Source organism: Rheinheimera oceanensis (genome assembly GCF_018831085.1).
Classification (GTDB): Bacteria; Pseudomonadota; Gammaproteobacteria; order Enterobacterales; family Alteromonadaceae; genus Alishewanella; species Alishewanella oceanensis.
The window spans coordinates 118114-136113 of the sequence record NZ_JAGPNM010000005.1; the positions used below are offsets into that span (position 1 = coordinate 118114).

18 protein-coding genes are annotated in these 18000 nt (G+C 50.4%); 11 read left to right on the plus strand and 7 right to left on the minus strand.

Annotated elements, in window-relative coordinates; translation table 11 throughout:
* The 3 genes from J3B89_RS12415 to rffA are packed head-to-tail and all read left to right on the plus strand — an operon-like array spanning position 1 to position 2474.
* Entirely contained in the window at positions 1 to 660 is a 660-nt protein-coding gene (locus tag J3B89_RS12415; RefSeq protein WP_215397887.1) for an acetyltransferase, read from the plus strand.
* Positions 657 to 1331, plus strand: a complete 675-nt coding sequence (locus J3B89_RS12420; RefSeq protein WP_215397888.1) for a WbqC family protein — start codon at positions 657 to 659, stop codon at positions 1329 to 1331. The genes J3B89_RS12415 and J3B89_RS12420 overlap by 4 nt, the downstream gene beginning before the upstream one ends.
* 12 nt (positions 1332 to 1343) lie before the next feature.
* Positions 1344 to 2474, plus strand: coding sequence for a dTDP-4-amino-4,6-dideoxygalactose transaminase (gene rffA / locus J3B89_RS12425; RefSeq protein ID WP_215397889.1), 1131 nt, complete (start codon positions 1344 to 1346; stop codon positions 2472 to 2474).
* Between the two features lie 28 nt (positions 2475 to 2502).
* Here rffA and rfbA read toward each other — a convergent pair whose 3' ends face one another.
* Genes rfbA through pseB form a run of 7 tightly spaced genes read right to left on the minus strand, consistent with a single transcriptional unit; the run spans position 2503 to position 8805 of the window.
* Positions 2503 to 3375, minus strand: a complete 873-nt coding sequence (gene rfbA / locus J3B89_RS12430) for a glucose-1-phosphate thymidylyltransferase RfbA (RefSeq protein ID WP_215397890.1) — start codon at positions 3373 to 3375, stop codon at positions 2503 to 2505.
* 30 nt (positions 3376 to 3405) lie between these two features.
* Entirely contained in the window at positions 3406 to 3852 is a 447-nt protein-coding gene (locus J3B89_RS12435) for a GNAT family N-acetyltransferase (protein ID WP_215397891.1), read from the minus strand.
* Positions 3853 to 3855: 3 nt separating this feature from the next.
* Positions 3856 to 4905, minus strand: coding sequence for a pseudaminic acid synthase (gene pseI / locus J3B89_RS12440; RefSeq protein ID WP_215397892.1), 1050 nt, complete (start codon positions 4903 to 4905; stop codon positions 3856 to 3858).
* A 12-nt stretch (positions 4906 to 4917) separates the two neighbouring features.
* Positions 4918 to 5967, minus strand: a complete 1050-nt coding sequence (gene pseG, locus J3B89_RS12445) for a UDP-2,4-diacetamido-2,4,6-trideoxy-beta-L-altropyranose hydrolase (RefSeq protein WP_215397893.1) — start codon at positions 5965 to 5967, stop codon at positions 4918 to 4920.
* Positions 5964 to 6662 carry a pseudaminic acid cytidylyltransferase gene (gene pseF, locus J3B89_RS12450; protein ID WP_215397894.1) on the minus strand — a complete coding sequence of 233 codons (699 nt, stop codon included), beginning with the start codon at positions 6660 to 6662 and terminating at the stop codon, positions 5964 to 5966. Before pseF ends, pseG begins: the two co-directional genes overlap by 4 nt.
* The gene (gene pseC, locus J3B89_RS12455) at positions 6659 to 7807 is read right to left on the minus strand and encodes a UDP-4-amino-4,6-dideoxy-N-acetyl-beta-L-altrosamine transaminase (RefSeq protein ID WP_215397895.1); all 1149 of its coding nucleotides are present in this window, start codon (positions 7805 to 7807) and stop codon (positions 6659 to 6661) included. Before pseC ends, pseF begins: the two co-directional genes overlap by 4 nt.
* Positions 7804 to 8805, minus strand: coding sequence for a UDP-N-acetylglucosamine 4,6-dehydratase (inverting) (gene pseB, locus J3B89_RS12460; protein WP_215397896.1), 1002 nt, complete (start codon positions 8803 to 8805; stop codon positions 7804 to 7806). Before pseB ends, pseC begins: the two co-directional genes overlap by 4 nt.
* Positions 8806 to 9007: 202 nt before the next feature.
* Between pseB and J3B89_RS12465 the strand changes: the two genes are divergently transcribed.
* The 8 genes from J3B89_RS12465 to fliH all read left to right on the plus strand — a co-directional run bounded on the left by J3B89_RS12465 (position 9008) and on the right by fliH (position 18000).
* Positions 9008 to 9802 carry a flagellin gene (locus J3B89_RS12465; protein WP_215397897.1) on the plus strand — a complete coding sequence of 265 codons (795 nt, stop codon included), beginning with the start codon at positions 9008 to 9010 and terminating at the stop codon, positions 9800 to 9802.
* Between the two features lie 112 nt (positions 9803 to 9914).
* Positions 9915 to 11366, plus strand: a complete 1452-nt coding sequence (locus J3B89_RS12470) for a sigma-54 dependent transcriptional regulator (RefSeq protein ID WP_215397898.1) — start codon at positions 9915 to 9917, stop codon at positions 11364 to 11366.
* Between the two features lie 120 nt (positions 11367 to 11486).
* Positions 11487 to 12593 carry a sensor histidine kinase gene (locus J3B89_RS12475; RefSeq protein WP_215397899.1) on the plus strand — a complete coding sequence of 369 codons (1107 nt, stop codon included), beginning with the start codon at positions 11487 to 11489 and terminating at the stop codon, positions 12591 to 12593.
* A gap of 6 nt (positions 12594 to 12599) precedes the next feature.
* On the plus strand, positions 12600 to 13970 hold the full coding sequence (locus J3B89_RS12480) for a sigma-54-dependent transcriptional regulator (protein ID WP_215397900.1): 1371 nt from the start codon (positions 12600 to 12602) through the stop codon (positions 13968 to 13970).
* A 116-nt stretch (positions 13971 to 14086) separates the two neighbouring features.
* Positions 14087 to 14422 (plus strand): flagellar hook-basal body complex protein FliE, encoded by a 336-nt coding sequence (fliE, locus tag J3B89_RS12485; protein WP_215397901.1) that lies wholly within the window; start codon positions 14087 to 14089, stop codon positions 14420 to 14422.
* A 14-nt stretch (positions 14423 to 14436) separates the two neighbouring features.
* Entirely contained in the window at positions 14437 to 16131 is a 1695-nt protein-coding gene (fliF, locus tag J3B89_RS12490; RefSeq protein WP_215397902.1) for a flagellar basal-body MS-ring/collar protein FliF, read from the plus strand.
* Entirely contained in the window at positions 16124 to 17158 is a 1035-nt protein-coding gene (gene fliG, locus J3B89_RS12495; RefSeq protein WP_215397903.1) for a flagellar motor switch protein FliG, read from the plus strand. The genes fliF and fliG overlap by 8 nt, the downstream gene beginning before the upstream one ends.
* A 17-nt stretch (positions 17159 to 17175) precedes the next feature.
* Complete coding sequence (gene fliH, locus J3B89_RS12500) at positions 17176 to 18000, plus strand: flagellar assembly protein FliH (RefSeq protein ID WP_215397904.1); 825 nt, start codon at positions 17176 to 17178, stop codon at positions 17998 to 18000.

The following is an 18000-nucleotide window of genomic DNA, read 5'->3' on the forward strand; positions in this document are numbered from 1 at the left end:
ATGCAACAGCTGATTATTTTCGGTACCGGGCCGCTGGCGCGCTTACTGCACCATCTGATAGAAACTACTACCAGAGATAAAGTGGTGGCGTTTACGGTGGACGCCGCTTACAAGACCTGCGAGCAGTTTGAGGGTAAGCCGGTATACGCTTATCAGGAGCTGGAGCAGCATCTGGCTACAGACAACATTAAACTACTCTGTGCTGTTGGCTACAGCGACATGCGTGCCAGGCAGCAGCTGTTTTTGCGTTTAAAAGCCGACGGCCGGCGCTTTTACAGCTATATCAGCCCCGCGGCTGTGGTAGACAGCAGCGTGGTGTTGGGCGACAACAGCGTGATTATGGCCAACGTGGTAATTGAGCCGTTTTGTGTATTGGGTGATAACAATCTGTTGTGGTCGTCCAGCACCTTGTGCCACGACAGCACTGTTGGCAGCCACAATTTTGTTGCCGCCGGCACTACTATTGGCGGCTGTTGCCGGATTGGCGATCTGTGCTTTTTTGGCTTTAACGCTGTTGTGATCCAGCAACTGCATATTGCTGATGAGTCGCTTATCGGCGCATCTGCGCTGGTATTGCACGACACCGCATTGGCTGGCAAATATATTGGCAGCCCGGCGCGGGTGGTGAGCACACATCAGGACACAGGGATCCGGCTATGATCACTGTTGCGGTTTGTCAGTCAAATTATATGCCGTGGAAAGGTTACTTTGACATGATCCGCCGCGCGGACTATTTCGTGTTTTACGACATAGTGCAGTACACCAAGAATGACTGGCGTAACCGCAATAAAATCCAAACCCCGGCCGGGCCGCAGTGGTTAACCGTGCCGGTATTACACCGCCATTTGGGGCAACCGATTAATCAAATTGAACTGGCCGGCAACAGTTGGCAAGCCAAACATTGGAAAACCCTGCAGCAAAATTACCGCAAGGCGGCTTATTTTGACCGTTATGCCGCGCAGCTTGAAGACTTCTATCGCCGTGACTGGCGCTATCTTTCAGATCTTAATCAAAGCTTTATTACGTTGTTGTGTGAGCTGCTGCAGATAAAAACCACCCTGGTTAAAGCCGAATCTCTGCAACTCAGTACAGAGCGGAATCAGCGTCTGCTGGATATTTGTCAGCATTTTAACGCCACACACTACCTCAGCGGCCCGGCGGCGCAAGCTTATCTGGACACTGAGCTGTTTAAGCAACAGGGTATAACCGTGCAGTGGATGCAATACCAGCATTATCCGCCTTATCCACAGTTGCAGCAGCCGTTTGAGCATGCGGTGACAGTACTGGATTTGCTGTTTAACACCGGGCCGGATGCCTTAGCGTATTTATAAAGTGAGAATGCCATGATCCCATTTAACTGGCCGTACATGACAGGTAAAGAGCTGCACTATATTTCGGAAGCGCACTTTAACGGCAAATTGGCCGGCGACGGCCCTTTTACCAAACAGTGCCACAACTGGTTGGAGAAAAACAGCGGCAGTGCCAAAGTGCTGTTGACCAACTCCTGCACCGCGGCGCTGGAGATGGCGGCATTATTACTGGATATTAAGCCCGGTGATGAAGTGATCATGCCGTCCTATACCTTTGTCTCAACTGCTAATGCCTTTGTGCTGCGCGGTGCCTGTCCGGTGTTTGTGGATATCCGGCCGGATACGTTAAACCTCGATGAAACCCTGATTGAAGCGGCGATTACCGGCAAAACCAAAGCCATAGTACCGGTGCATTATGCCGGCGTGGCCTGCGAGATGGATACTATTTGCGCCATAGCCGGCCGGCACGGGCTTAAGGTGGTAGAAGATGCCGCTCAGGGCGTGATGGCCAGATACAAGGGGCGGGCGTTGGGCAGCATTGGCGCCATGGGGGCATACAGTTTTCACGAAACCAAAAATATTATTTCCGGTGAAGGCGGTGCTTTACTGGTTAATGATGCGCAGTTGATTTTGCGGGCAGAAATTATCCGCGAAAAGGGCACTAACCGTAGCCAGTTTTTCCGCGGTGAGATTGATAAATACACCTGGCATGACTACGGTTCATCCTTTTTACCCGGTGAGCTGATCTCTGCCTTTCTCTGGGCGCAGCTGGAGCAGGCGCAGGCGATAACGGCCAGCCGGATGCAAAGCTGGCAGCTGTATCACAAAGCGCTGCAACCATTGGAAATCGCCGGTCTGCTCAGGCGGCCTGTGGTGCCGGCAGATTGTGAGCATAATGCGCATATGTACTATGTACTGTTATCGCCGGACATTGAGCGGCAAAAGGTGCTGGAGTTGATGAAACAGCAAGGTGTGCATGCCGTGTTTCACTATGTACCCTTGCATTCCTCAACCGCCGGGCGGCGGTTTGGTCGCGTGCACGGTCCTATGACGTACACTGACAGCCTGCCGCAGGCGTTAATACGCTTACCCTTGTGGTGCGGGATCAGCGAGCAACAACAGCAATTGGTTATTGCAGCTTTAACGCAGGCGTTACAGCGCTGAACGGCGATATGCCGGCAGAGTCGTAACGCTAAGGCGTTATTTTTAGCAGCTCAGCCAAATAATCTTTGTAGCTGCAATCGGGCATCGCCTGCAAACGCTGCAACACGTCATTGTGCGACAGCCAGCCATTGAGGTGGGCGATTTCTTCCAGACAGGCAATTTGATAGCCCTGGCGTTTTTCGATGGTTTCGACAAAGGTAGAGGCTTCTGACAAGCTCTCATGAGTGCCGGTATCCAACCAGGCAAAACCACGGCCAAGCAACTCAATTTTTAGTTGTTTGCGCGCCAGATAGGCCTGATTAACCGCTGTAATTTCAAGCTCGCCGCGTGCTGAAGGGCGCAGGGTTTTGGTAATGTCGACTACATTATTATCGTAAAAGTACAGCCCGGTAACGGCATATTTACTTTGCGGCTGCGCCGGTTTTTCTTCTATCGATTGCACCTGAAAGTCGGCGTCAAATTTAACCACGCCAAAACGCTCGGGGTCTTTTACCTGATAACCAAAAATCACCGCCCCGGGTAAACGGCCTTTGGCCTGATGGAGTTTGGGGGTAAAACCCTGGCCGTAAAAGATGTTGTCGCCCAGTACCAGACAAACATCGTCATTGCCAATAAACGGCTCTGCAATTAAGAACGCCTGAGCAATACCTTCAGGTTTATGCTGCACAGCGTATTGCAGGCTGATACCAAACTTACTGCCATCGCCGAGCAGGCGTTGAAACGCGGCCTGCTGTTCTTGGGTGGAGATCAGCAAAATATCGCGGATACCGGCCAGCATTAATACCGATAACGAATAGTAAATCATCGGCTTGTTATGAATAGGCAACAACTGCTTGGAAATGCCCAGCGTAATAGGGTATAGCCGGCTGCCGGTGCCACCGGCCAGAAGAATTCCTTTCATAACATATCCTGTTGCAGTGTAATGCGAATATTAATCCGGCGTCTGGTATGCATAATACAGAATGCCATTGTGCGTACTTTGATAGGTTAATCCGGCATGTTGCGCAACCTTTACTGATGCTGTATTGCCGGGCAGAATTTCAGCGACTATTGTTCCTGTTAGTTGGCTTACCAATAATTTAACCATAGCTTTAGCCAGGCCTTTGCCGCGATACTCCGCAGCTAATGTCCAGGAAATACGATGACTGTCTGCTGTTGAATCTACTCTGACAGTGCCGACAGGCTGATCGGCATATTCTGCAATATACAGCCGGCGTTGCGGATTACTCAGGCTTTGTTGTAACCAGTGCCTGTGCTGCAGCTCAGTAACCTGCTCTGGGTTAAGACTGAACCGGCGTGTGTCGGCGTCATTACGCCAGTGCAACAGGCGTTCAGCGTCGGCCAAAGTGGCAAGGCGGAGCCGGACAGACGCCGTCATGTCTTAGATTAACTCCCAGCTTAGCGGGGTGCCCATCGCCACATCTTGTTTGACCTGACGGCCAAGAAACTGTGGCAGGTACTTCGGCGCCAGGCCAAGCCCTGGCCGTACAGAGCGCAGGTTATCTGCAGTAAAAATATCACCGGCTTGCATATCTTTGGCAATATAGAGTGAGCGGCGGTGTACCCGTGAGGCAACTTCTTTGTCGGTACAGCCGTAATGCACTTTACCTAAGGCATCTTTCGCTTTACGGCATTCTGATACCAGCAGGCTGAATTCGGCCGGCTCCATGGAAAAAGCCGCATCAATGCCGCCTTCACTGCGGTCTAACACAAAGTGTTTTTCTATCACGGTTGCACCCAACGCCACGGCAGCGACGCTGACACCAATACCGGCGGTGTGATCAGATAAGCCGACCTGACAGCCAAACAGTTCCGCCAGGTGCGGAATAGTATGTAAGTTGGCGTCGATAGGGCGCGCCGGGTAATTGCTGGTGCATTTTAATAAGATGATGTCACGGCAACCGTTACGTTGCAGTACTTCAACGGCTTCAGCCAGTTCAACTTGGGTGGCCATGCCGGTAGATATGATCACCGGCTTACCGGTGCGGGCAACGGCGGCGATTAAACCGTGATCGATATTTTCAAACGAGGCAATTTTATAGCAAGGCACATCCAGCTGTTCCAGATAGTCTACCGCGGTTAAATCAAACGGTGAGCTGAACGCCAGCATGCCTAACTCTTTTGCGCGGTCGAACAGCGGTTTGTGCCACTCCCACGGGGTCATCGCTTGCTGATACAGGCTGTACAGTGAGCTGCCGTGCCAAAGGCTGTCGGGGTTATCAATAAAAAATTCGTTCTGGTGCAGGTTCAGCGTAATGGTATCCGGGGTATAGGTTTGCAGCTTTATCGCGTCAGCACCACATTTTGCTGCCGCCTCAACCATTAACAAGGCCTTGTCCAGGCTTTGATCATGGTTACCGGACAATTCGGCAATAATAAATGGCGGCTGGTCCGGCCCTATCGCGTGTTTGCCAAGCATAATTACAGCCATTGCTTATCCTCGTTACGGATGTCCGTTATTCAGTGTCTTCATTATAGTTTCAACTACCAGTGGTGTGCCTGCGGCAGCCGGTATCAGACCGGCTGCCGTTTGGCCCATACTATCAAGCAGTGCCGGTTGCGACAGGTAATAGCACAGTTGCTCTGCAAAGAACTCTGCTGACATATCTGCAGCCTGTCCCAACCACACACAGGCGCCAAGCTGGTCAAGATAAGCCGTTGCCGCCTGCTGATTTTCGGCAACGGTAACAACCAAGCCCGGCAGAGCACTAATACACCTTTCCCAATGGCTGGCACCACCACCACCAAGCATGAGTCGCGCCTGATGCATTAACTTCGCCATATAGTTACATTGCACATGTAACTGCATATCGGGCAGGCTTGCAGTAAGTTGCTTAATGTCTGCATGCCACGGATTATTCGCTCCAATTACTATATCGGCAGAAATGCCGGGAAGCTTTAGTTTATCTACAGCCTCAATTGCCAGGGCGGTTAAATTTTGCTCGTCGCTGCCGCCAAAGCCAATCAGGATGCGGTTGCTGTTAACGTTGCGGTCGCGTGGCGCCGCGCTTTGATAAAACTCTTCACGCAGCAAGGCATAACGCGGCCCCAGCAGCGCCTGGCAATGCGTTGGCAACCATTTGCTGTAATGCTGCTCTGCGTTGGCTACCAGGTTTTGATCCAGCAGCAGGTCGCAGTCATAGCTGCGGTTGGCCAGGTCATCTATTTGCAGAATATACCGGCATCTGGCTCGCAGCATCCGGCAGTAGTCAGCTGCCAGCGCATAGTGATCCACCACCAACAGCGTATAATTTTGGCTTAACTGCGCCAGAGTCGCTGTTGCATCTTCAGTTTGATTGAGCAGAATGTCCGGTAACGGCAGTACGTTAAAGCCCTGGCTGCGGATAACATCAGCCAAATGGCCGGATGTTATCCGGCAGGCAAAATCACAGCTGGCGCCTGTTTTTTTCAAAGCATGTGCCAGCGTCAGGCAACGCATAACATGGCCTGATCCCAGAGTTACCGAAGCGTCGGTGCGAAACAGCACTTTCACTGCGCAGGCGCCTGCAGCAGTTGGTACAACAGCTCGGCGCGCTGCCAGTCTTCAACCGTATCGATATCCTGCACTAAATGCGCCGGTAACAGCAGCATTCTGGAACCGGTGCCGAATATGGCCTTGCCGCTATCCAGCCAGGTATCAGCCGTTGCCCAATATAGTTGGCCGGCATCATGGAAGGTTTCGGCCAGGTCTTGCGAGCGTTGCATAATGCTGCCAGCGTCAAATGGCACTACGCCGCCCTCAGCAGTTTGCAGCAGGGCGCGCTGAATAGGAAAAGAGAAACGGGCCGCGCTAAAGACATAATCTGCTTTGCTGTTTAACAGCAACTGGTATGCCGTGGCAATGCGCTCACTGTTTAACAGCGGAGTAGTGGCATAAATGCAGGCACAGCTGCTTAGCGGCCAGCCCAGTTGCTGCAGCTCTGTAATGGCGTTGCGGATAACCTCTGTGGTGCCGGTAAAATCATCTGCCAACTCTGCTTTGCGCATAAAAGGTGTTTCGGCGCCGTAGTGCCTGGCTATAGCGGCTATTTCTGCATCATCGGTGGAAACCACCACTTTATCCACTACGCCACTGTTGAGCGCTGCCTGGATCGGATAAGCCAGCATTGGCTGGCCGCAAAAAGTTTTAATGTTTTTGCGTGGTATGCGCTTACTGCCGCCACGCGCCGGAATAATGGCCACTCTCATTGCAGCAGCTCTGCCAGTTTATCGGCAATATATTGCTGTTGCTCACCGCTGAGCTCGGGAAACATCGGCAGGCTGATAATGCGCTCATAAAAATCTTCTGCTACAGGAAAATCGCCCCAGTCAAAGCCCAGTTGCTGGTAGTACGGCTGGGTATGGATCGGAATATAATGCACATTTACGCCAATGCCGGCAGCGCGCAGGCCGTCAAATACCGTTTTGCGTTTGGTTTTGTCATCCAGCCGGACAATATATAAATGCCAGGCGCTGATATTAATATCATCCAGCGCTGGTAAACCAAGCGGTAGTTCGGCCAGCAAGCGGTTATAGTTAGCTGCCAGCAACTGACGTTTTTGAATAATAGGTAATAAACGCAGGCTTTGGCTTAAACCCAGTGCGGCCTGAATGTCGGTCATGCGGTAATTAAAACCCAACAGCAATTGCTGATAATACCAGGCGCCATGGGCAGGCTCGGTCATCAGGTTTTCATCGCGACTGATGCCGTGGCTGCGCAGCAGGCGCATTTTATCCGCCAGTTCAGTGTTATTGGTCAGTGCCATACCGCCTTCGGCGGTAGTGATAATTTTTACCGGATGAAAGCTAAATACGGTAATGTCGCTGTAGCGGCAATTGCCGACCGGCTCATCCTGATAACTGGCGCCCACCGCATGCGACGCATCTTCAATAATGCTGAAACCAAACTCATTGGCCAGATAATGTATTTGCTGCATATCGCAGCTGGCACCGGCCAAATGCACCGGTATTACCACTTGCGGCAGGTTGTCATTGCTACGGGCCAGTTCCAGCTTTTGTCGTAACTTATCCACCGCCATATTGCCGGTGTCGGGCTCTATGTCGACAAAGTCGACCGCAGCGCCGCAGTAACGCGCGCAATTGGCCGAGGCGACAAAGCTGACGGGCGATGTCCAAACCCGGCTGCCCGGGCCCACGCCCAGTGCCAGGCAAGCAATATGCAAAGCCGATGTGGCACTGTTTACCGCTACGGCATGCTGCGCGGTAGTCAGCTCACACAAACGTTGCTCAAACGCCGGTACGGCCGGCCCCTGGGTTAAAAAGTCACTTTGCAGTACCTGGGTTACAGCATCAATATCTGCCTGGCTAATATGCTGGCGGCCATAGGGGATCACAGCATTGCTTCCTGATTAAACTGACGCATCTGCTCGACACTAAGAAAATCAGGGTTGCTGTCAGACACATATTCAAAACCCGGTGTAACCAGTTTGCCTTGTTCCTGCAATGCATTGCTGGAGAAATCATTACTACGGTTAAAAAACTTAATTGCCGGGGCAATGACAAAGTGATCGTCAAATTCAAAGGTGTGATAGGACATATCGCCCGGACACATCATCTCGTGTAATTTCTCACCGGGGCGAATGCCTACCTCTTTTACAGGTAAATGCGGGGCCATGGCTTTGGCCAAATCGACAATACGGATAGACGGAATTTTCGGTACAAAAATTTCACCGCCAAGCATGCGCTCAAAGTTCTTTAATACAAAATCGACACCTTGCTGCAGGCTGATCCAAAACCGGGTCATCTCCAGGTGGGTAACCGGAATATGGTCGGTGCCCTGTGCCAGCAGCTGTTGAAAAAACGGCACCACTGAACCACGCGAACCGACCACATTACCGTAGCGCACTACCGAAAAACGCGGTTTGGCACCGCCGGAGATGTTATTCGCAGCAATAAACAGCTTATCGGAAGCCAGCTTAGTGGCGCCATATAAGTTAACCGGGTTAGCGGCTTTATCGGTAGACAGTGCGATGACTTTTTCTACACCATTTTCTATCGCCGCGTTGATCACGTGTTCAGCGCCGTTAATATTGGTTTTAATACATTCCATCGGGTTATATTCGGCTGCTGGTACCTGTTTCAGCGCTGCCGCGTGGATAACGTAATCCACGCCGTGCATGGCGCGCACCAGCCGGTGTTCATCGCGCACATCGCCGATAAAATAGCGCATACAGCTTTGGTTAAACTTTTGCTGCATTTCGTACTGTTTTAGTTCATCACGGGAGTAAATAATAATTTTTTTCGGCTTATAGCGTGCAAGCAGAGTTTCGGTGTACTTATGGCCGAATGAGCCGGTACCACCGGTAATTAGAATTGTTTTGCCGTTAAACATAAGCTGCCCTCAGGAACCACTTTTGTGCGAAATGCTGTTTAAAATGACATTAGCATAAACTGTGCCGCCAGAGCTAACATATTCAGTTCAAACACTTTAATACTAATACATCGGCTTAGTTTTTGCGCTGATTTTAATTAATAGCGGTTTACCGTCGCTTTGACTAAACTATAACCAGTTTTAAAGACAAAGTGGTGCCAAGATGAAACTTAATACCCCCGGCAGTTTAAATACATTAAATCAGGCCCAGTTACAGCAGGACAGCCTGTTAAAAAAGCTGGCTGCGGCAAAACGTATTACCAGTGCTGCCGATGATGCAGCCGGTTTGCAAATAGCTAATCAGCTAAGCAGCAGTATTAATGGCAAAGGCCAGGGCGAGCGTAACCTGTATGATGGTGTGTCACTTGCGCGGGTATATGAACAGGGCTTGCAGGGCATAAATGATAACCTCGGCGAATTAAACCGGTTGGCGGTGGCTGCCGGCAATGGCATCTACGGCGAGCAGGAGCGTGCGGCTTTGCAGGCCGAGGCTGATCAGTACACAGCAAATATTCAACAAATTATTGATAACACTGAATTTGCCGGGAAAAAGCTGTTTGATCAAGATGGTGCTTTGAGCTTTGGCACTGGCTCCGGCAGTTTGAGTTTCAGCACGGTAGACGTTGTTTCCGGTTTAACCGCACAGAATATTTTTAGTATAGATTTAAGCTCTGCGGACGCAGCGGCAGCATCGCTTGGCAATATTCAGCAATCGCTGTACTATATTGGTGGTTTACAAGCTGACGCGGGCGCATCCATCAACAGCTTTAGCTCTGCGGCCAGTAATTTAAATGGCCAGCAAATTGCCGAGTCAGCGGCGCGCAGCCGGATTGAGGATCTGGATTTTGCCCGCGCCAGCAGCGATAAAGCTGCAGCTGATATTCATGCAAATACCTCTGTCAGTGTGGCTTTACAGGCCAGGATGCAGCAACAACAAGCATTAAACCTGCTGAGTTAATGGTGCAAAATGACGCTATTTTTTTGACGCAGTGTCAAAAAAATAGCGTTTTGCCTTGCAAGCTGGTCTACGCAAAGTACAATGCAATAAAAAGCATAACAAAAGCAGTGGCATGGTAAATAATCCTTTTCTGTATATCGTAGATGAACAAAGCAGCCGCAGCAGCCGGCTCAGTACAGTATTAAGTTTTATTAATGAGCCGCACCAGATCCTGGATATGGCGACACTACAGATGCGGCTGGGCAATCAGGAGCCGGCAGTGGTACTGCTAGGTGCTCTTGAAAGCCAGCAGCATGCTGATCTGCTGTTGCGCTATCCGGCAACGGCGTTCTTACTGCTTGGTGAACCTCTGCAACCTCTGTTGCAATATGCTAATGCCGTGGGCCTGCTTAGTGAGCCGTTCTCTTATGCCTCTTTAACTCAGCTGTTACGTGACAGCCAGCAGTATCATCGCTTGTTACCTCTGCAGCATAAACAGCACAACACGGCTAAATTTGACGGTATGGTGGGTAATTCTGCCTCTATGCAGCAGGTCCGTTTTCTTATTCAGCAAGTGGCAAAAACTGAAGCTAATGTATTGGTACTTGGCCCTTCAGGTACCGGTAAAGAAGTTGTAGCGCGTAATATTCACTTATTGTCTAATCGGGCGGGCGGGCCTTTTGTACCCATCAACTGTGGTGCTATACCTGCAGAGTTGCTGGAAAGTGAATTGTTTGGCCATGAAAAAGGGGCTTTTACCGGCGCTATTTCTACCCGCAAAGGCCGTTTTGAGCTGGCGCAGGGTGGTACACTGTTTTTAGATGAAATAGGCGATATGCCGCTGAACATGCAGGTAAAGCTGCTAAGAGTATTACAGGAACGTACTTATGAACGGGTAGGTGGCACTCAGCCCATTAAGGCTGATGTGCGTATTGTTGCCGCCACGCACCGTGATTTAGAGCAAATGATTGCTGAGGGCTGCTTCCGTGAAGATCTGTATTACCGCTTAAATGTATTTCCTATTGAAACCCCTGCGCTTAGCCAGCGCTGCGATGACATACCGTTGCTGATCAGCGAATTGTTACAACGCCAGGAAAAATACAGCCAGGCCAAAGTCAAATTTACCGAATATGCTATGCAAAGCCTGCAACTGCACAGTTGGCCGGGTAATGTGCGCGAGCTGGCAAACTTGCTGGAGCGGATGGTTATAATGTACCCGGACCAGGTTGTTGATGTAGCCGAGTTGCCATCTAAATACCGTCATCTGGATATTGAAAGCTATGTACCGCAATATCCTGAAAGTTTACAGGAACGTGATTTACTAAACGAGATGTTTCAGTCTGCAGATGATGACGAAGACGACACGGATAGTGAAGGTTTTTTTGCCGTTGCCGATGGCCTGCAGGAATTACCCGATCAGGGGCTGGACTTAAAAGAATATCTGGCCGGGCTGGAAATCCGCTTTATATCCCAGGCCCTGGAGCGGCACGAGTATGTTGTGGCCAGGGCTGCTGAAGTGCTGGGCCTGCGCCGTACCACGCTGGTAGAAAAAATGCGTAAGTATAACCTCGGTAAAGACGAGTAATAATAGCCAGTAACCGCTAGTGTCAGGCTTTTGACACTGTAAGTTGCTAAAAATATTTAAGTTTATCTGGCATAATGCCTGCATTACCCCTTAGCGATAATGTAACGTTTAAGGGTAATTATGACAACGGCCAACGCATATGACTTTTCTTTGCGCACTCTGCCGGATACTGCAGCTGTGGCAGCAGCCAGCGGGCGCAATGTATTGCAGTTATTACCGCCCGCTCACTACGATGCCGTATTACAGGCTTTACCTGCTGCAGTGATCCTGCTGGACCAACGTGGTGTAGTGTATCAGGCCAATCCGGCGGCAATGAATTTGTTGGGGGAGCCGCTTACCGGACAGCGCTGGCTGGACGTTATCGGCCGTTGTTTTCGCCCGCGCAGTGATGATGGCCTGGAAGTATCCTTGCAGGATGGCCGGCGGGTTAAACTGCAAATAAGCACTTTGGCGCAAAGTGGCGCATCGTCGCAGGCGGGCCAGCTTATTATGCTGACTGATCTGACCGAAACTCGGCAATTACAAAGTCGCCTTAGCCATATGCAGCGTTTATCCACTCTGGGTAAGATGATGGCAACATTAGCTCACCAAATCCGCACACCGTTATCTGCTGCTTTACTCTATGCGCAAAACCTGGCTAACCCAAGAGCTACTTTGCAGGTACAACAGCAGTTTCAGCAAAAGTTATTATCGCGTTTACAGGATTTAGAGCAGCAGGTCAGTGATATGCTGTTATTTGCCCGTTCCGGCAGCGCCCGGCAAGTTACTTCATTCTCACTCCAGGCTTTAATTGAGCAGCTAAACACCAGTATTGAAGCACTGCTACAGCAACACAATACCCGCTTATCACTCTACTGCAGTGATCCTGCACTTTGCCTGCTGGGCAACCAGAATGCGCTGTGTGGTGCCTTGCAAAATCTTATTCAAAACAGTATTCAGGCAGCCGGGCCTGATACACAAATACGGCTTGAGATCATGCCCAGTGAACAGCACCACGATATGTTATTGCTGCGCCTTACCGATAACGGGCCGGGGGTGGCAGCGGCGTTGCGTGATTCTCTGTTTGAACCCTTTGTTACGGGCCGTGCACAGGGCACCGGCCTGGGGCTTGCGGTGGTACAGGCGGTAGCGCACTCGCATCATGGTTCGGTGCAATATATTCCGACAGAGCAGGGCGCCTGCTTTGAAATGTTGCTGCCAATGCAGCAGCCGGTTAACCGGGAGTAACGCCATATGAGCCAACATATACTATTAGTGGAAGACGACGCCGGTTTGCGTGAGGCCCTGCACGATACCTTATTGCTGGCGCAGTATCAGGTATGTGCCGTTGACAGTGCCGAGCAGGCCTTACTGACACTGAAGCATCAGACAGTACAACTGGTTATAAGCGACGTGCAAATGCAGGGGGCTTCGGGCCTTACACTACTCAAAACCTTACGCGAGCAGTATTCGAATATTCCTGTGCTGATGATGACAGCTTATGCCACGGTGCAAGCAGCGGTTGAGGCTATCCGGCTGGGAGCTGTTGATTATCTGGCAAAGCCATTTTCACCGGAAGTGCTGCTTAATACTGTCAGCCGCTATGTCAGTGCAGAACCCGTAGCCAGTTTTGAACCCATAGTAGCCGCAGCATCCAGTAAACAGTTACTGGCACTGTGCGCTAAAGTCGCCCGCACCGATGCCAGTGTAATGATTACCGGCCCCAGCGGCTCAGGCAAAGAAGTACTGGCCCGTTATATTCACCAGTTGTCCGAGCGCAGCAGCGGGCCCTTTGTAGCAATTAATTGCGCTGCCATTCCGGAGAATATGCTGGAATCCACTTTATTTGGTTACGAGAAAGGTGCTTTTACCGGCGCTATTACAGGTTGCCCCGGCAAGTTTGAACAGGCCCAGCAAGGCACTATTTTGCTGGATGAAATAACGGAAATGGATTTAAACCTGCAGGCCAAATTATTGCGCGTGCTACAAGAACGCGAAGTAGAGCGCCTGGGCAGCCGTAAAACCATTAAACTGGATGTCAGGGTATTGGCCACCAGTAACCGCAACCTGAAGCAAGCTGTGGAGCAGGGCCGGTTTCGTGAAGATTTATACTACCGGTTGAATGTATTTCCACTGAGCTGGCCAGCGTTATGCGAAAGACCGGCCGACATCGTACCGCTGGCGCAGCATTTACTGCAACGCCACTGCCAGACTGCCGGGCGTGCTGTAGTGCGTTTAACTGAAGCGGCAGCTTTGCAATTAACCCGCTATAGCTGGCCGGGCAATGTGCGTGAGCTGGATAACGTAATACAGCGCGCTTTAATTATCTGCCAGAATGATAGTATTGAAGCTGATGACATTTTGCTGGAGCAGGCCGGTATGCAACTGCCGGTTATGGCTGATAATGACATACCTGTAGCGGCTACAAATCTGGGCGCAGATGAAGACGCCGGTGCCGGTTTTAAAGCCAGCGTACACGAGCAGGAGCATCGTATTATTCTGGCGACGATGAAAGCCTGTGCCAACCGGCGCAAAGACGTAGCCGAACGGCTTGGCATCAGTGATCGCACCTTACGCTATAAACTGGCACGAATGAAAGAGCATGGTATAGAGCTGCCGGCCTGATATAAAACCCTCAATTTGAGGGTTTTTTCTATTAAATTCAATGCACTAAAACTTGGCATAACTCCTGCTTTGCTTTAGCTAATCGTATTAGCAGCAAATTTTTGACAGGTGACGCTATGAATATCAAAGGGCAGGCCCTTTACGCCGAAATGCAGTCGCTGGCCAGCCAGGCCCGTGGCGTTGGCAGCGAGCTGAAGCTGAAAAATACCGCTGAAGTTAACCCCAGCCAGAGTGATTTTGGCAATATGCTGAAAAATGCCATTAGCAATGTAAACGCCCTGCAGCAAGAAACCAGCCAGATGCGTACAGCGGTGGAAATGGGCAACCCTAATGTATCGCTGGCACAGGTAATGATTGCCAGCCAGAAATCTTCTCTGGCATTTGAAGCCACCGTGCAAGTACGTAACAAATTGGTAGAAGCCTACAAAGACATTATGTCGATGCCGGTATAACGGAGGAATAAGCAGTGGCTGAAAATCAATCCACCGAGCTGGCTCTGACTAACACCGAATACGGTAGCGGTGAGCAGCAGGAACAAAAACCGGGTTTTGTCGGCAGTTTGGGCGGCATGGATCTGGTGCGTCAGATCACCCTGATTGTTGCGCTAACTATTTGTCTGGCCATAGCTATTTTAATCATTATGTGGGCCCGCGAACCAGAAATGCGGCCACTGGGCAATTTTGAAACGCAGGAGCTGATCCAGACACTGGATCACCTGGATGCACAGAAAATCAGTTACAAACTGGAAGGCAATACTATTTTGGTACCTGAAGATAAATTTCAGAGTATTAAGCTGTCATTGTCTCGCGCCGGCCTGACCAGAGAACCCTCCAGCGGCACCGAATTTTTACTGCAGGACAGCGGCTTTGGTGTTAGCCAGCGTCTGGAAATGGAACGGCTAAAGCACAGCCGTGAACAACAATTAGCCCGCACCATTGAAGAGCTGCACAGTGTATCCCGTGCCAGAGTATTACTGGCTATTCCCAAAGAAAACGTGTTTGCCAGAGTAGAGCGGTTGCCATCTGCCACTGTGCTGGTAACGGCCCGTGGTGGTACATCAATTCGTGATAGCGAAGTGGCGGCTATTGTCGATATCGTTGCCTCTGCAGTACAGGGGCTGGCACCATCACGGGTAACAGTAACCGATCAGAATGGCCGCCTGCTGAATAGTGGCTCACAAGATGCTGCAGCCGGGCGTTCGCGTAAAGAATATGAACTACAACGCACCCGCGAAGATGAATACCGCCAAAAAGTCGACTCTATTTTAATGCCGGTGCTGGGTTATGGTAACTACACCGCTCAGGTCGATTTACTGATGGACTTTACCGCCACAGAGCAGACGCAAAAACGTTTTAACCCGGATTTACCTGCAGTGCGCAGCGAAATGACGATTGAAGAAAACAGCGTGGGCGGGTTAAGTGCCGGTATACCCGGTGCGTTATCCAACCAACCGCCGATGAACTCCGCTATACCCGAGCAGGCAACGGGCGGCGCAGCGCAGCCGGTAGTACCGGGCCGCAATCATAAAGAAGCCACCCGTAATTATGAGCTGGATACCACCATCAGCCATATTTCTCAGCAAAGCGGTGTGATCCGCCGTTTAAGCGTATCAGTGGCAATTGATTACAAACCTGCGGCTACTGCAGATGGTGAACCTGAACCCCGCACCCAGGCGGAGTTAGCTAATATTCGCCGGTTGCTACAGGGGGGGATTGGCTTTGATGCCCAGCGCGGTGACATGATAGAAGTGATCTCAGTGCCCTTTATGAAAGAAGCCATTATCGAAGCTGAAACACCTAATTTTTATGAAGAAGAATGGTTTTTACGCGTAGTGCGGCTGGTTATCGGCGGCCTGATTATCATCGTGCTTATTATGGCTATTGTGCGGCCAATGCTGAAAAAACTGATTTATCCGGAAGATACCAAAGATAGCTATGATGACAATGCGCTGTCCAGCGGGCTGGATTTGGGCGATGACACTATCGACATGCTAAGCTCAACATTCGATGAGAATGCAGTAGGCTTTGCCCCGGATGGCACATTAATGTTGCCGGATTTACACGGTGATGACGATTTATTACGCGCAGTTCGGGCTTTAGTGGCAAACGAGCCGGAATTATCCTCTCTGGTAGTGAAAAACTGGTTGGCTGAAGATGAGTAGCATAGAAGCAATAAAGCCGTCGTTTGACGTAGGTAAACTGGACGGTGTTGAAAAAGCCGCCATCTTACTGCTGAGTTTATCAGAAGAAGATGCTGCGCAAATTTTAAAACACTTAGAGCCGAAACAAGTGCAGAAAGTCGGTTTAGCTATGGCGCAGATGACAGATCTGAATCAGGCAAAAATCTCGGCTGTGCATCGCTTGTTTATCGAGCAAATCCAGAATTTCAGCACCATTGGTTTCCAGAGCGAAGAGTTTATCAAGCGCGCTTTAACTGCCGCACTGGGCGAAGAGAAAGCTGCTAACCTGATAGATCAGATTGTACTTGGCGGCGGTGCTAAAGGTTTGGATTCACTAAAATGGATGGACTCTAAACAGGTCGCCAATATTATCCGCAACGAGCACCCGCAAATTCAGACGATTGTTTTGTCTTACCTGGAGCCCGAGCAATCGGCAGAGATTTTGTCGCAATTCCCGGAAAAAGTGCGGTTGGATTTAACCATGCGGATTGCCAACCTGGAAGAAGTACAACCGGCAGCACTGCAAGAGTTAAACGAGATTATGGAGAAACAGTTTGCCGGTCAGGCTGGTGCGCAAACTGCAAAAATGGGTGGCTTAAAAGCGGCTGCTGATATCCTTAACTATATGGATACCAATATTGAAGGCCAACTGATGGATTCTATTCGTGAGCACGACGAAGAAATGGCACAGCAAATACAGGATCTGATGTTTGTATTTGAGAACCTGATCGACGTTGATGACCGCGGCATTCAAACCCTGTTGCGCGAAGTTCAGCAAGATGTGTTGATGAAAGCGTTAAAAGGCACCGATGAAAACTTAAAAGAGAAAATCTTCAAAAATATGTCAAAACGCGCCGCTGAGCTGCTGCAAGACGATTTAGAGGCCATGGGGCCGGTGCGGGTAAGTGATGTTGAGGCCGCACAAAAAGAAATTCTGTCCACCGCGCGACGTTTATCTGACGCCGGTGAAATTATGCTTGGCAGTGGCAGCGGCGATGACTTCGTCTAAACAGAGCGGGTAGTACTATGAGCACTGATGCATTTAGGCACAAAAGGCCGTTTTCGCCCGATGAAGAAACGGATGAACTGATCAGGCACTGGCAAACACCTGATATGACGCCGGTACCTGATGGCCTTCGTACCAATGCGCTGAATAAAACTCAGCCTCAGGCCAAAGTTAGTAAAGCAGATGACGATGAAGAGCTGACAATCAAGCCGCTCACCGCAGATGAGATAGAGCAAATACGTCAGGCAGCTTACGAAGAGGGCTTTGCCCAGGGTAAAGACGACGGTTTTAGCAAAGGTTATGCTGAGGGCCGTGAACAAGGCCTGCAGGATGGCCAGGCGCAGGGCCAGGCTGAAGGTAAAAAACAAGGCCTGGCAGAAGGCCAGACAGAGCTTAATGACAAGCTGGCACAACTGAGCGCATTACTTGATCAATTACAACAACCGCTGGCCAGCATTGATACACAGGTAAAACAGCAGTTATTACAGCTGAGTCTGGCTATGGCACAGGCGGTGATCAACGTTGAAGTTAAAACCAATCATCAGGTTATTCTGCAGGCAATTTCAGAAGCAACCTCAGCGCTACCGCTACAAGCCGGGCAACTGTTAATAAAGTTGAACCCGGCTGACTTAGCTATTGTTGAGCAACATTACACTAAAGATGAGCTGACACAACGCAACTGGCAACTCAGAGCTGAGCCTCTGGTGGCACAAGGTGGTTGTGTAGTAGAAAGCAGCCAATCCAGCGTGGATCGCAGTTTGCAACAACGCATTCAAGGCAGCCTGGAGCATTTTATTCAGCTACAACAGCACGATGCCAAAACTGACGCAGAAGCAGAGGATTAG

Coding starts and splice junctions, on each gene's coding strand:
- J3B89_RS12465 (WP_215397897.1), top strand. CDS start 9,008: ATGAAACTTAATACCCCCGGCAGTTTAAATACATTAAATCAGGCCCAG.
- J3B89_RS12475 (WP_215397899.1), top strand. CDS start 11,487: ATGACAACGGCCAACGCATATGACTTTTCTTTGCGCACTCTGCCGGAT.
- pseB (WP_215397896.1), bottom strand. CDS start 8,805: ATGTTTAACGGCAAAACAATTCTAATTACCGGTGGTACCGGCTCATTC.
- fliE (WP_215397901.1), top strand. CDS start 14,087: ATGAATATCAAAGGGCAGGCCCTTTACGCCGAAATGCAGTCGCTGGCC.
- J3B89_RS12480 (WP_215397900.1), top strand. CDS start 12,600: ATGAGCCAACATATACTATTAGTGGAAGACGACGCCGGTTTGCGTGAG.
- J3B89_RS12435 (WP_215397891.1), bottom strand. CDS start 3,852: ATGACGGCGTCTGTCCGGCTCCGCCTTGCCACTTTGGCCGACGCTGAA.
- rfbA (WP_215397890.1), bottom strand. CDS start 3,375: ATGAAAGGAATTCTTCTGGCCGGTGGCACCGGCAGCCGGCTATACCCT.
- J3B89_RS12415 (WP_215397887.1), top strand. CDS start 1: ATGCAACAGCTGATTATTTTCGGTACCGGGCCGCTGGCGCGCTTACTG.
- J3B89_RS12420 (WP_215397888.1), top strand. CDS start 657: ATGATCACTGTTGCGGTTTGTCAGTCAAATTATATGCCGTGGAAAGGT.
- pseF (WP_215397894.1), bottom strand. CDS start 6,662: ATGAGAGTGGCCATTATTCCGGCGCGTGGCGGCAGTAAGCGCATACCA.
- fliH (WP_215397904.1), top strand. CDS start 17,176: ATGAGCACTGATGCATTTAGGCACAAAAGGCCGTTTTCGCCCGATGAA.
- rffA (WP_215397889.1), top strand. CDS start 1,344: ATGATCCCATTTAACTGGCCGTACATGACAGGTAAAGAGCTGCACTAT.
- J3B89_RS12470 (WP_215397898.1), top strand. CDS start 9,915: ATGGTAAATAATCCTTTTCTGTATATCGTAGATGAACAAAGCAGCCGC.
- pseI (WP_215397892.1), bottom strand. CDS start 4,905: ATGGCTGTAATTATGCTTGGCAAACACGCGATAGGGCCGGACCAGCCG.
- fliG (WP_215397903.1), top strand. CDS start 16,124: ATGAGTAGCATAGAAGCAATAAAGCCGTCGTTTGACGTAGGTAAACTG.